Here is a 12,451-nt window from a genome sequence, read left to right on the forward strand (position 1 = left end):
ATGGCTCGCTCAACGTCGATGATGTAGCCGAGGCGTTCAGCATGTCTAAGGTGCAGCTCGCAGAGACAGCCGGCCTGGCCCGACAAGTCTTCCAAAAGTCCAGCCGCCGTGACGGACCCAAGGCGCAAAGCCGAATCCGCGAGATGCTGGAGATCATCAACCTCGTCCAGGGCTGGGCGGGCGGCGCGGCGCAGGCGATGGCCTGGTATCGAGCCGAACCCATCCCGGCGTTCGGGGGCCGCACGGCCGAGGCCCTGGTCAAGTCGGGGAATGCCACGGCTGTTCGGGACTATGTCGATCACCTGGCGACCGGCGGATACGCTTGAGGTTCAACGGCGAGTGCTTCCGGGCCCATGATCCCAACTGGGCTTGGAGCGCGCTGTCGGGCGCGGGGGCTGCGCTAAAGGGTTGGCGGTTCAACTGGCCGGGCCTGGAGACGCTCTATCTCTCACTGAGCTTCAACACCGTGTTCCGCGAAGTATCGGGCGGCTTCGCGCATCGCCTGACACCCTATGTGCTATGCAGCTACGGCGTGGACTGCGAGGATGTCGCCGATCTGCGGACCGACGCGGATCGAGCGGCGCTGGGCGTCGAGCTGAGCGATCTGGCTTGTGCGTGGGGCGACGCGCTCATCGGCGGGCGGGAACCGGAATCGTGGGCCGTGGTCAAGCGATTGATTGCAGACGGCCACGCCGGGGCTCTGGTCCCGAGCTTCGCCAGCGGCGCGACGGTGGATGACCAGAACCTTGTGCTGTGGCGGTGGGGACCTGATCTTCCACACAAGGTCATGGTGTATGATCCGACCGGGAAGCTCCCAAAGAACCAGCTATCTTGGACTTGAGGTCATGGCGAAACCGGGAAGCAAGCGCGGCATCCTCGGCGCGATCAACAAGACGGCCGCCGGCCTGCACAGCGCCGGCGTCATCGATAAGGCGACCATGCGTGAGTTTGACGCCCTGTGCCGGACGGTCATCCGGCCCAGCGTGAAGTTACCCGCAGAGCAGAATGAATGACCGACAAAGGGCGACCAAGCGAGCTGAGCCAAGCCATTCATCCTACGCTATTTCTCGACCCTTTTCGCCACGTTGCGACATCCCACTGCGCCGGATCTGCACCCAGAATGGCATCGATCCGAAAACAGAAATCCGGCGCCTGGCGCGTGTAGGTCCGCCGCAAGGGACGAACCGTCAGCGAGACGTTCGTTCGCTACGACGACGCCAAGAAATGGGGCGTCGACGCCGAGCGACAAATCGACCGCGGCGAGACCCCGACTCTTTCCAAGGTCGGCAAGCTACAGACGTTCGGCGATCTGATCGATCTGCACATCGACGACATGAGGGAAGTTGGCAAGCCGCCCGGGCGCTCAAAGGACGCCGCGCCGCCATGCTGAGGGCCGGCGGTCGCCGCATTGATGGAGATCATGTCGGCCTTCGCTTCCTCAGCCAGGTTGGCCATCTTGAACCGAGGTCAGCCCTTTCGTTTGATGACACCCTCGAGCTTCGTCGCCCGGGCTACGGTGTTGGAGATCGTGCCGTACTTGCGGACGTTGGTGTGCAGCAACTCCAGGCGCTGATCGCTTTCATCGGTGTCGACCGTGATCTCGTAATCGATCGAGATCATCATCGGGGGCGCGTCCTGGCGCACGCCGTGCAGCCGGACGTCAACTCCGCGCAAGTCGAACTGCAGCATCGGCGTCACCCGCTCGATGCCCTTGATCATGCAGGCCGCGATAGAGGCCAAGAACAGCTCGGCGGGATTGAAGGCGTCGGCTCGGCCATTCACGTCCGTATCCAGGGTGATCTCGGCCGCCTTGCACGCGGCGAGGCTTCCATGCCGGTCCTGCCTGTGCGCGGAAATTCGGTACTCAAGCATCAGGGACCTCAAGCTGTCAGGGAATGAAAGATTGGCGGCTCGTGCGTCGATTTCTCGCCGAGAGCCTTTGGCCAACGAGCTGAGCGCCGCCAAAGCTCGGTGAGGCTAAGGGACCGTCTCGAAGGTCCGAAGGTAGTTAGCGAGCGCCACCACCTCATCCTCCCTGAGGGGGAAGGCGGGCATGCGCGGGTGAACCAGGCGCTTGCCCGCCTGCAGCGGATGGGGTCGATCCTTGATCATCCCCTTCTCCAGGAGCTCGGCGAGCCCTCCTGCGCCATAACGATCTTTGAGGCTCGCAAAGGGCGGCGCGTCCCCCAGGGGACTTTCGCCGTCGGCGATGTGGTGACAGGTCGCGCAATAGCGTTGGGCGACGGCGCGGCCGGCAGAGACGTCCTGGGCCATCGCCATCCCGCTCATCGCCAGGGCGCCTAGCGCCGAAAGGACAGCGGCCAGCCCTATAGTTGTTGTCATCATCAGGCCTCTCGTCGCGATGCTAAATAGACACTTGGAGCTACTGGAAGAATTCCACGAGCTGGCGCCCCGCTTTGCGGAGAGCAGTACAACGAGACCACAATTTGCCACGTGGAGGCGCTCGGTCGTTGATCTCTATCAACGCTGGCCGGGGCCATTGCGATACGCATGGACAGGGTGCGCGATCCCTTCACGCAATGTCGCGCCTGACGAACGGCCAGAGAGGAAGAACCCATGTATCAGCATATTCTTATCTCCACCGATGGTTCGGAGGTCGCCCAGAAAGGCGTCGATCACGGGCTCACAATCGCCAAGGCGCTCGGCGCACAGGTGACCATTGTCACCGCGACTGAGTCGCTTCCGGCTTACGGCTTCGATGCCGGTTTCGACGCCATGACCTATGCCGACTACGGCGCCGACCAGAAGGAAGCGGCTGAAAAAGTGCTCGCCAGCGCAAAGGAGGCCGCGGATCGCCTCGGAGTTCCGGTCGAAACGGTCCTCCTTGAGGATGCCGTTCCCGCTGAAGCGATCATCGATACCGCCAAGGCGCGCAACTGCAGCCTGATCGCCATGGCCTCGCACGGCCGGCGCGGGCTCGGGCGTTTGCTTCTCGGCAGCGTCACCTCCGAAGTTCTCGCGCGCAGTCCCGTTCCAGTGCTCGTCGTTCGCTGACCTGTCGATCACCATCGCTTCCAGGCGGGGATCAATACGCCCCGGACGAGCCCCGCCCACGCGCCGCCAGATGGTCAGCACGAGCATGTCTTCGCCCAGTGAATCCTCCGTCAGAATAGAGCCGCCTGCCGCCACGGGGACGCAACTTCTGCGCCTCATGCCAATGGCGGAAGCGCACTTGCCGCTGCCGACCGCGGTCGTTCACCCTGTTGACGCGCTGCCCCTCACGGGCGCGCTCGAGGCGGCCCGGCGCGGGCTTATCGAACCCATTCTGATCGGGCCGCGTCGGAGAGAACGCCGCGGCGATCCACGTCAGGATTGCGGAGCGATGCGCCTGGCTGGGAGTGCGATTAGACCTCGGCGCCAACGGATCCGGGGCACGTCAAATCAGCCACCCCGACAGCGCCGTTAAAGCCCTGGTGATCCCAACCAACGAACAATGGCTGATCGCGCGCGGGGCGCCGGGCCTGGCGGGGCAGTGGGCGCCCGAGACGAAAGCGAGGGACGATGTGATCACGCCGCCCTCGCTCGCCCCAAATCCTTCCCACTGACTGGCCGTCAAAGCTCGACGAAATCCTAAGCGAGCTTTTTGCGGGCGACGCCAAGCACCGTGATGAGCGCGGCCGCCGCTGACAGAGCCGCCGCCGCTGTGGCGATCGGGTGCGCTTTGGCTTCGTCTGCCGCCTGCTGCGCGACGAGCCTGGCTTGGACGGGCGTCCTTTCGACGAGGTCGTGCGCGGCTTTTCGCAGAGCCAGGGCCGCGTCAGCGACCGCGTGTTCGGCGTCATCGCTCAGATTGTCCGCCGCGGCGCGGAGGGTCTTGGCGATCTCTTCGATCGCGTCCTGTACGTCGTCTTTGACTTCGCGTGTAAGCGACTTGGACATCGACTTCTCCTCGGATGTGAGAGGTCTTCATCGCCTGCCGTGGCGGGCTGCGCCTTGATGCCTATCAACTTCGGCCCGCTCAGAATGGAGCGCTCGCCCGAGATCCACGGTTGAGCCTCTTGACCAGGGTCAAGGGCGAACGCCGGCGGGCTGGCAATATGGACCTCTCATTGGAGGTTTGCATGTCTATGGATCCCGCCCCCGCACCGTCCCGCCCCAACGGTGGCGAAGGCTTTGTAGGCGAAGCAACCAGCGTTTGGACCTGCGCCTATGAAGCGTGGTCTGACTATCTTGGGCGCCTGTCGACGGCCGGCAGTCCGCTTGCGCTGTTCGCGGCTGGTGCGCAGCTGATGAATGACAGTCTCCAGATCAGCGGACGCGCAACGGCGAAGAGTCTTCAGGATGCGGGTTTGGCGAGCCCACTTCTGAACGACGCCTAATTCGATGCCGGACACGCCGGTTCCAGGGGTTGCAGCCATCGCGCCGGCGAATGCCGCCGTGGCGTCGCGTTTCCGCCGCTTGGCCGAACTTCTGGAGCTCGAAGGCGACAACCCTTTCCGGGTACAAGCCTACCGGCGGGCCGCAACCGCGGTCGCAGGCCTTTCGGAAGACGTGCTGCAGATCGTCTCGCAACCCGACGGTCTGGAGCGCCTCGACGCCCTGCCGGGCGTAGGCGAGGACTTGGCGGCGAAGATCGCCGAAGTTTGCCAAACTGGCCGGCTTGGATTGCTGGACGCCGTCCAGGCGCGCCTCCCGTCTTCCCTCGTGGCCCTTTCCGCGCTGCCCGGCCTGGGCCCAGACCGCATTCGGCGACTGCACCGGGAACTGGGCGTTCAATCCTGCGAGGATCTACGAGGCGCCGTCGAGGCTGGCCGGCTGCGCAGTCTTCCGGGCTTTGGGGCCGCGCTGGAGCGAAGGCTAGCCAGGGCTTTATCTCGCGCCCCGCTTCAACGGACGCCACGGCTTGAGGCCCAACCGGTCGCCGAGGCCCTCCGCCAATCTCTCCTCGCCGTCCCCGGCGTTGAGCGCGCGGACGTTGCGGGTAGCCTGCGCCGAGGTCGGTCCGATGTGGGCGACATCGATCTGGTCGCCGCGGCGTCGGGGGCGAACGTGACGGTGGCGTTCTCGGCCTTACCTCAAGTCGAGGAAGTCCTGTCCCGCGGTCCATCTCGCGCCACGGTGCGCCTCATCGGCGGTCTGCAGGCCGACCTGCTCGTCGCGCCGCCGGAAAGCTACGGCGCCGCCCTGCTCCACTTCACCGGCTCTAAAGCGCACAATATCGCCTTGCGTCGCCTGGCGCGGCGGCAGGGCCTGAAACTGAACGAATGGGGACTCTTCAAGGCCGAGCAGCGCATTGCTGGCAAGACGGAGGCGGACGTTTATGGCGCGCTCGGATTGACAGAACCGCCACCCTGGCAGCGCGAAACCGGCTCGCTCCCGCCTCCTCTCCCGACGCCTTGAGCATCCATGCCGCTGGTGCAGACGCCGCGAGATTTAGCGCTGCAGAACTCTAACAGGTCACCAACTCGGTGTGGCCAAAGCCCTTCGAGTAGTCGAGCACTGAGATGACGATCGGCTCCACGCGGAAAATCCGGACGTCGTCGGGCTTGGGAAGAGGGAGCTCCGGGCCTGCCTGTTGCGGATAGCGCGCCAGCAGCAGCGCGAGGGCTTTCTCGCCCTCGGCGCGCTCAGTGACCACCTCGGCCCGCCCGGCCATGGAGAGCCCCTTGATCTCCATCACCTGCGGCGTGTCGTGGTCGATCGTGAGTGAGACCCTGTTGTCCCGCGCCAGGTTCGACGCCTTCTGACTGTCGAGGCCGCATAGAAAATAGAGGGCGAGGTCGTCGTTCGCGTAGCCGACGGTGGTTACCTGCGGCCATCCATCGCCGCGAAGCGTCGCGATGGACATGATCCTATGCTCTTGGATCAACGACAGGATCTGAGCTCTGATTTCTGGGGTCATTGTCCGCCTCCTGGGGCGCGCGGTTGGCTAGGTGCGTTAGGGTCCTGGCCGAGCCCCATGCGGCCAGCGGGTCCCGATCCCTGCGCGCCCGCTGCAGCGGAGAGGCTCTGCTCTTGGAACGGCTGTCGCGGTGGAATTGGCCTCTTGCACCCCGCCAGCGGAATGCTCGCCAGCAAAGCGGCGGCGATCACGCGCACCAGGGGAGAAGGCCGCCCGGGGACGCCCGAGGGCTTGTGGGGCGTCACGACGCCGCTCTCAGACTCACGAAGCCGATTTCCGGAGCTTTGCGCGGAGGCGGGTCTCCTGCCACTTTCGGGCGACCGATCAGGATGGGGGCCACGGGGCGAAAGGCCTCGGGAACACCCAATTCGGCTTTGCCGGCAGGCGAATTCAACCAGGCTTCGGCGAAACCGATCCAGCATGTCCCAAGCCCCCGCGCCCAGGCCGCCAGCATCAAGGTCTGGGCCGCAAGACAGCAGTCCTTGGCCGCCATCTCGTCGGCCTCGCTCGCGCAGATGATGATCAGCGCGGGAGCGTTGTAGAAGATGTTGAACTCCTGTTGTTCGAGCATGCCGCGAACTGCAGCGATTTCTGGACGATGCTCTGCCTCAGCCAACATCAGCGCTTTGGCCTCGGCCGAGCAACGCGCGAGCGTGTTGCGCCCCTCGATCACGAAGAAGCGCCAAGGCTGTCGGTTCATGCCGCTGGGGGCCCAGATCGCATCACCGATCACGGCCTCGATCAGCTGCCGGTCGAGCGGCGCGTCGAGGTAGTCGCGGACAGCGCGACGGTGATGGATCGCTTCCAAAACATCCATGGCGGCCGCCTCTGATCGGCAGTGAGAAAGCGGGGCGCTCCGCGCCGCGAGCCCGGAGCACTCCCTCCAGTCCAACCTCGGGGGAGAGGCCTACTTCGCCGACTGGATCTTGATGGACTTGGCGGTGGCGCTGCCGTCTTTCGGCGCAACGACCTTCAGCACGCCATTCAACATCGTCGCCTGAATCTTGTCGGCGTCGACGCTGCGCGGCAGCGGGATGGAACGCGAGAAGGCGCCGTAGGAGCGCTCGGACACGCGAAGATCGCCGTCCTCGGTTTCCTTTTCCGACTTCTTCTCGCCGCTGATCGTCAGAACATCATCATCGACATCGATCTTGATGTCTTCCTGAGCGATGCCGGGCAGTTCGACCGTCACCTCGATGGCCTTCTTGGTGTCACGCACCTCGATGCGCGGCAGCATCTCGATTTCGGTGAAGGCGTTCCAGCCGCTGGAAAGCTCATCGAACAGGCGATTGAACTCGCGCTGCACCGGCAGGAACGCCGAGGTGGCCGAGCGCTGCAGGGCCGGAAGGAATTGCTTGGTGGCGGGGTGGGTGGTCATGGGGGTGCTCCGGGGGCTCTTGGGGAAAACTGACAGCTCCTTTCGAGCCCAGAAATCGCCGCCGATCCTTGACCACGCTCAAGATGGCGACCTCTTTTCACCGGATGAACGCCCCCGTCTCGCGCTCCTGAAGCGTGAGACCTTTGGCTTAACCTGGAGGCCCTGAAGAAGGGCCGTTCATCGCCAACACTGCCGCGCCGGCAAAGGCCCCACGGCGAAGATCATCAAGCGCTCGGTTGGCCTCCAGCAGCGGGTAGATCGTGACGTGTGGTCGGACTCCGGCCCTGGCGGCGCGTGGCAAGTATTCAGTGGCGTCGGCGCGGGTCAGGTTGGCGACTGAGACGAGCCGCCGCTCCTCCCAAAGATCCGCGTAGGGAAAGCTCGGAATGTCACTCATGTGGATTCCGCCGCACACCACCGTCCCGCCCTTGCGCACCGCGCGCAGAGCCAGCGGCACAAGATCGCCGACCGGGGCGAACAGGATGGCGGCGTCCAGCGGTTCGGGCGGAGTTTCCTGCGATGCGCCAGCCCAAATGCAACCCAACTCGCGCGCGAGATCCTGCGCCAAGCCGTCTCCACTTTGCGTGAAGGCATAGACATCTTGGCCTTCCGCGATCGCCAGCTGGGCCAGGAGGTGCGCCGCCGCGCCAAAGCCATAGAGCCCCAGACGCTGCACCGGCCGGACCTCGCAGGCCTTGCGCCAGGCGCGGTATCCGATGAGCCCCGCGCAGAGTAACGGTGCGGCCTCCACGTCGCTCAGACCCGCCGGCAGGGGAATGCAGAACCTGGAGTCGGCGACCGCCAGTTCGGCGTAGCCGCCATCACGGGTCCAGCCGGTGAACTCGGGACTATCACAGAGGTTCTCAGCGCCTTCGAGGCAGTAGCGGCACCGGCCGCAGGTCCGGCCAAGCCAAGGCACGCCCACCCGGTCGCCGACGGCCATGCCGGCGACCCCTGGCCCGAGCGCTTCGACGATCCCGACGATTTCATGTCCCGGGATGATCACGGCCTTCGCCGGCCGCAGGTCGCCATCAACAACGTGAAGGTCTGTTCGGCAGACGCCGCAGGCGCGCACGCGCAGCAGAACCTCGCCCACGCCTGGTTCCGGAACCGCGAGGGTCACGGCCTGGAGCCGACCGTCGGTTCCCGTCGTGGTCATAGCTAACATGCGGGCGGGGCTCTCAATGCATCGACCGGAGCCCGAAGGATGGTTCGGTCAGCCATTCCCGAAGTTCGTGATCCGGTATCTTCGTCAAATCCTTGCCCAAGGCGCCGGCGACCGGCGCCCGATTGGCGATCTGGCTACGGAGCGGGCCGGCCAGGCGGCGCGGCGACACTAGGAACACCCCTTCGAAGTCACCTCTCGCGCACAGGTGCGTGGCTCGCTCGGCCACCTCGACCATGAAAGCCTCCTTGGCGGCCCGGAGATCATCTTCCCTGCCGAGCTTGTGGCGATCAGGCGACAGCCGCTCGAAGCTACGCCCTGCCTGAGCGCCGCGTTGTTTGGCGCGCACCTTTAGGAGGGCGTGCGAGTGGTCGAGGGTGTCCACCGTGACGAAGTCTCTCTTGGCTGCGCGACGCTCAACGAAGCGTGCGCGACCGCCATCGGTCAGGACGAAGAGAAGCTTGCGCAATCTGGACATGATGGCCTCGTGAAGCTCAGGCCGCGCGATAGGCCGCCGGCCAGGTCGCCCGCAACGGGGCAGGCAGGTGTTGAATGATCTTGGTGATCTCGCCGGGATCGAGCCGGTTCGCCATGACGCTGAAGACCGCCTCGACCGCGCCCAGGGCTTCTCGCGGAAAATGCGGCGGCAATTGATTTGCGACAGCCTCGGCGAAAGCCTTTGGATCGCGCAGGTTCGTGGGGGGAAGAGCCTGCCATCCCTCCAGGAAAACGCCGCGAAGCAACAACGGCAGTTGAGAGGACAGTCCGAGCACCGCCTCCAGGGGCAGACGGTCGCGCAGAACATGCAGCACAGCTCTAAGCGCCCCATAGGCCTGCCGCCGGTCACAGGGAGGAAGCTCCGCCTCCAGCCGGCTCAGCCATTGGTTGGCTTCCTGAACCGTGGTGTCGAAGACCTCTAGACCAGTGCTCATGGGGGCGCTCCTTCAAAGTGAATTCTGCGCTCGGCGCGCCTGACCGCGTTGATGTCGATCAAGTCAGCTCATCGCCTTTTGGCCTCCGTCTCGACAGCGACCGCCGGCTGGCGCAGCTTGGCCGTCGCCGAACAGTCGGTGTGGTGTTTCTTCGCCGCGGCCGGGAGCATCGTTCTGCTTGGCCACTTCGCCTGGGCTCGCCGGCGACATCTGGTGGTGGCCGCGGCGTGACGGTCGCGCCGCCCGGTTAAGCGGTGGTGGGTGTTCGAAGGCTGTAGACGGGAAGGAATGCGCGACCGGACCTGCTGCACGGGCTACAGATCCGGTCTGATTTCTCACTCGGCCAGATCCTCGTGTCCTGGCTTGAGGCGGCGATTCAATCCCGAGGGACTGAGCCGACTTCAAGCTGTCTTTCGGCCGCTTGAAGCCTCATCAAAATAGTAAGCCCCGAAGTTGGAAGTTGACGTTGGTCAACTTGCCCACGTTTTCTTTCGACGGAGCAAAGTTCCTGGGCTGTTGACCGACGTCAACACGTGCTGGAGCCGCGCGAATCAGATGAGGGCTCGGCCGCGACAGTCGAGGCCGCAACCTGGAGCCAGAACCATGGATGACAAGGCCCTCAAGAAGAGTGTGACCGCCGAACTGGAATGGACACCAAGCATCGACGCTGCTGACATCGGCGTCACCGTCGAAAACGGCATCGTGCGCCTTACCGGCCACGTCGCCAATTACGCCCAGAAGATCGCCGCGGAAAACGCCGTGAAGCGGGTCAAGGGCGTCCGCGGCCTCGTCGAGGACCTGGAGATTCGCGCCTTCGTCGAAACCTATACCGACGAGGCCATCGCCGCCCGTGTCGCGAATATGCTCGATTGGGACGTCACGGTTCCGAAAGACACCGTGAAGGTGAAGGTCGAAAACGGCTTCGTGACGCTGACCGGGCAGGTCGACTGGCAATATCAGCGCTCCGCCGCCGAACAGGGCGTCCGGCGGCTGCAGGGCGTCCGTGGGTTCAGCAACCAGGTGCAGCTCAAGCCCCATGTCCAGGCCAGCGACGTCAAGCGCCGCATCGAAGCCGCGTTAGAGCGTCAGGCTGAAGTCGAAGCCGACAAGATCAGCATTTCGGTCGATGGCGGCAAGGTGCGTCTGGACGGCAAGGTGCGCGCCTGGTTCGAGCGTGACATCATCGAGCGGGCCGCCTGGGCCGCCCCCGGGGTAAGCGCGGTCGAAGACCGCGTCTCCATCGGCTACTAGCGGCGGGGCGCCGCCAAATGGCGGCGCTCCCCTCATACCTCAATGCTGCGAGCGCTGCAGGTCGACTCGGGTGGCGACTTCCGCGCTCCAGACGCGCAGGCAGGCTCGGGCGCAGACGATCGCTATCTCGTCACACCCGGCCATCGATAGCGACGTCAAAGGTTTCGACCCCTTCCGTAGCGCCGAACTCGGGCCGCGAGAGCGCTTCCGGATGGCGCAGGGTGACAACCGCATCCCGGTATCCGGCCGACCAGTGCTAGGTCCCTCGAATACTCTCTGCCCACAAGGGACACGGCCTGCCAGTGCTGCTGAGCAAGGCGGGCGGCATTGCCGTTGACTCCGATACAACTATGGCGCGCAATCTCCAAGCTTCGCACCCCTTCCGCATCGCTGACTCGGCTGGAGCTTGGCATGGAGGAACACGCGCATCGTAAGAACATTGAACGGTTCGAGCATGACTTGTTGCTCGAGACCGATCCGGCGAGGTGCGCTCTGCTCAAAGGCTTGCTCCGGAACGAACGAGGTCAACTCGAGAGGGTCGTCGCGGCGAAAGCAGCGGAGCTAAAGGCCGGAGCAAAGCCGTCCAACCTCCTCTGAAGGATGACAGCTAGCGCGAGCGGCCCCGACCGAATGGGGCCCGCATCAGCTAGGGAGTCGGCCGGGGTCGAACGCGCGCACCGTCCGCGAGCGACTGGTTCGGATGCAGCACGACCTGATCGCCCGGGTTCAGACCCGACCGGACCTCAGCCTGGTCGCCGTTGTTCTGCCCTATCTCGACGAACCGCAGCCGGGCGCGACCGCCTTCGACCTTGAACACCGCCCACCGCCCCTGACTGCGAAAAAGGGCGGCTACCGGTGTGCGAACAACCGTATCCGCCTGCCAAACCGTGACCGCGACCTCGACCCTGTAGCCATGACCGACCGTGCTCCAGGCGGCGGGAGGATCGATCGGATCGATGATGACATTAACCCGCTGCTCCTCGACTCCGAGCGCCGAGACCTTGAGAAACCCGTAGGGCTCGACCCGTCGAACCCTGCCGCGAAGCGCCGGCCCCTCCCCCCAGGCCTCGATCCTGGCCGCCGCACCAGCCGGTATCCGCGCCGCGTCGCCAGAGAGCAGTTCGGCCACGACCTCGAGATGGCCGGGATCGCCGATTTCCATGATCGGCGCGCCCTGGGCGATGACGCTTTCGCTCTGCTGCAATACCCGCAGGACGCGGCCTTCGACCGGCGCGCGGATCGTCACGGCCCGGGCGGTGACGCTCGCCGCGCGCGGCTCGATCAGACGGGCGCGGGCGGCTTCAAGCGCCGCCTCTTGCAAGGCGACGCCAGCGCGGGCGTTCGCAGTTGCCGCGCCCGCGGTGCGAACATCCAGGCGGGCGCGGTCCAAGGCGCTCTGCGACGCGACGGACGCCGCAGCCAAGGTCTCGATACGGGCGCCCTCCAGCTGCGCATGGGCCAGGCGAGCCTCCGCGCCCTCCAACTCCGCCCGGGCCAGGGCAAGGGCCGCTTCGGCCGAGCGGACCCCAGCCTCGACCTCCTGACGGGAACGCTCGTCGACAAAAGTCGGTGGAGCGGGTTGGATGGTTGCAATCACCGCCCCCGCCTGCACGCGCTCGCCCGCCCGGTCGCCGATCCGCAGCAGCCGGCCGGACACCGGCGCGGAGACCACATAGACCTCGCGGGCCCGCGTGCGCGCCTCGTCGCGAACAGCGACGGTGAGAGGACCACGGCTGACTTCGCCCACGTCCACCGAGACCGGCTGCGGTCGAAAGGCGAAGAGCAGCAATATCGCGAGCGCCAAGGCGGCGGTCGCCCAGAACACGGTCCGGAAGTTGAGGTGCAACCAGCTCGTCGTCACA

19 protein-coding genes are annotated in these 12,451 nt (G+C 65.3%); 9 read left to right on the top strand and 10 right to left on the bottom strand.

The genetic code is table 11. The features are described 5' to 3' along the window. Positions 1–41 precede the first annotated feature (41 nt). From BN1313_RS11600 to BN1313_RS16600, 3 genes are read left to right on the top strand one after another with little or no spacing between them, the layout of a single operon-like run. Positions 42–326: an antitoxin Xre/MbcA/ParS toxin-binding domain-containing protein gene (locus BN1313_RS11600; RefSeq protein WP_218054355.1), complete on the top strand. Its 285-nt coding sequence runs from the start codon at positions 42–44 to the stop codon at positions 324–326. Continuing rightward, entirely contained in the window at positions 323–841 is a 519-nt protein-coding gene (locus BN1313_RS11605; RefSeq protein ID WP_091740660.1) for an RES family NAD+ phosphorylase, read from the top strand. The genes BN1313_RS11600 and BN1313_RS11605 overlap by 4 nt, the downstream gene beginning before the upstream one ends. Before the next feature lie 4 nt (positions 842–845). Further along, complete coding sequence (locus tag BN1313_RS16600) at positions 846–1,013, top strand: hypothetical protein (protein WP_176695982.1); 168 nt, start codon at positions 846–848, stop codon at positions 1,011–1,013. A gap of 454 nt (positions 1,014–1,467) precedes the next feature. Here the strand turns inward: BN1313_RS16600 and BN1313_RS11610 are convergent, their stop codons facing one another. Continuing rightward, the gene (locus tag BN1313_RS11610) at positions 1,468–1,872 is read right to left on the bottom strand and encodes an OsmC family protein (RefSeq protein ID WP_091740663.1); all 405 of its coding nucleotides are present in this window, start codon (positions 1,870–1,872) and stop codon (positions 1,468–1,470) included. A 105-nt stretch (positions 1,873–1,977) separates the two neighbouring features. After that, positions 1,978–2,346: a c-type cytochrome gene (locus BN1313_RS11615; RefSeq protein ID WP_091740666.1), complete on the bottom strand. Its 369-nt coding sequence runs from the start codon at positions 2,344–2,346 to the stop codon at positions 1,978–1,980. 231 nt (positions 2,347–2,577) lie between these two features. On the opposite strand from BN1313_RS11615, the gene BN1313_RS11620 reads away from it, so the two are divergent. After that, positions 2,578–3,015 carry a universal stress protein gene (locus BN1313_RS11620; protein WP_091740669.1) on the top strand — a complete coding sequence of 146 codons (438 nt, stop codon included), beginning with the start codon at positions 2,578–2,580 and terminating at the stop codon, positions 3,013–3,015. A gap of 338 nt (positions 3,016–3,353) precedes the next feature. Further along, complete coding sequence (locus BN1313_RS17115; protein WP_425415035.1) at positions 3,354–3,566, top strand: hypothetical protein; 213 nt, start codon at positions 3,354–3,356, stop codon at positions 3,564–3,566. Between the two features lie 25 nt (positions 3,567–3,591). On the opposite strand, the gene BN1313_RS11630 is transcribed toward BN1313_RS17115, so the two are convergent. Beyond that, positions 3,592–3,900, bottom strand: a complete 309-nt coding sequence (locus BN1313_RS11630) for a hypothetical protein (protein ID WP_091740675.1) — start codon at positions 3,898–3,900, stop codon at positions 3,592–3,594. Positions 3,901–4,082: 182 nt separating this feature from the next. Here BN1313_RS11630 and BN1313_RS11635 point away from each other — a divergent pair, with 182 nt between their 5' ends. Continuing rightward, positions 4,083–4,340 (top strand): hypothetical protein, encoded by a 258-nt coding sequence (locus tag BN1313_RS11635; RefSeq protein ID WP_141653131.1) that lies wholly within the window; start codon positions 4,083–4,085, stop codon positions 4,338–4,340. A gap of 58 nt (positions 4,341–4,398) precedes the next feature. Further along, positions 4,399–5,361, top strand: coding sequence for a type-X family DNA polymerase (locus tag BN1313_RS11640; RefSeq protein WP_176695984.1), 963 nt, complete (start codon positions 4,399–4,401; stop codon positions 5,359–5,361). A 49-nt stretch (positions 5,362–5,410) separates the two neighbouring features. Here BN1313_RS11640 and BN1313_RS11645 read toward each other — a convergent pair whose 3' ends face one another. The 6 genes from BN1313_RS11645 to BN1313_RS11670 form a co-directional block, all read right to left on the bottom strand. Continuing rightward, complete coding sequence (locus tag BN1313_RS11645; protein WP_091740682.1) at positions 5,411–5,863, bottom strand: pyridoxamine 5'-phosphate oxidase family protein; 453 nt, start codon at positions 5,861–5,863, stop codon at positions 5,411–5,413. 241 nt (positions 5,864–6,104) lie between these two features. Next, on the bottom strand, positions 6,105–6,680 hold the full coding sequence (locus tag BN1313_RS11650; protein WP_091740685.1) for a nitroreductase family protein: 576 nt from the start codon (positions 6,678–6,680) through the stop codon (positions 6,105–6,107). Positions 6,681–6,770: 90 nt separating this feature from the next. After that, complete coding sequence (locus BN1313_RS11655) at positions 6,771–7,241, bottom strand: Hsp20/alpha crystallin family protein (RefSeq protein ID WP_091740688.1); 471 nt, start codon at positions 7,239–7,241, stop codon at positions 6,771–6,773. A gap of 148 nt (positions 7,242–7,389) precedes the next feature. Next, positions 7,390–8,409 (bottom strand): zinc-dependent alcohol dehydrogenase family protein, encoded by a 1,020-nt coding sequence (locus tag BN1313_RS11660; RefSeq protein ID WP_245620177.1) that lies wholly within the window; start codon positions 8,407–8,409, stop codon positions 7,390–7,392. A 13-nt stretch (positions 8,410–8,422) separates the two neighbouring features. Next, positions 8,423–8,884 carry a host attachment protein gene (locus tag BN1313_RS11665; protein WP_091740695.1) on the bottom strand — a complete coding sequence of 154 codons (462 nt, stop codon included), beginning with the start codon at positions 8,882–8,884 and terminating at the stop codon, positions 8,423–8,425. 16 nt (positions 8,885–8,900) lie between these two features. Continuing rightward, positions 8,901–9,338: a DUF2267 domain-containing protein gene (locus BN1313_RS11670; RefSeq protein ID WP_091740698.1), complete on the bottom strand. Its 438-nt coding sequence runs from the start codon at positions 9,336–9,338 to the stop codon at positions 8,901–8,903. 51 nt (positions 9,339–9,389) lie between these two features. Here BN1313_RS11670 and BN1313_RS11675 point away from each other — a divergent pair, with 51 nt between their 5' ends. After that, positions 9,390–9,569 (top strand): hypothetical protein, encoded by a 180-nt coding sequence (locus BN1313_RS11675; protein ID WP_091740701.1) that lies wholly within the window; start codon positions 9,390–9,392, stop codon positions 9,567–9,569. 372 nt (positions 9,570–9,941) lie between these two features. After that, positions 9,942–10,589, top strand: coding sequence for a BON domain-containing protein (locus BN1313_RS11680; protein WP_091740704.1), 648 nt, complete (start codon positions 9,942–9,944; stop codon positions 10,587–10,589). Positions 10,590–11,235: 646 nt separating this feature from the next. Here the strand turns inward: BN1313_RS11680 and BN1313_RS11690 are convergent. Further along, positions 11,236–12,450: an efflux RND transporter periplasmic adaptor subunit gene (locus BN1313_RS11690; RefSeq protein ID WP_176695985.1), complete on the bottom strand. Its 1,215-nt coding sequence runs from the start codon at positions 12,448–12,450 to the stop codon at positions 11,236–11,238. Position 12,451 lies beyond the last annotated feature (1 nt).

The organism is Phenylobacterium immobile (ATCC 35973) (assembly GCF_001375595.1).
In the GTDB taxonomy this organism is placed as follows: Bacteria; Pseudomonadota; Alphaproteobacteria; order Caulobacterales; family Caulobacteraceae; genus Phenylobacterium; species Phenylobacterium immobile.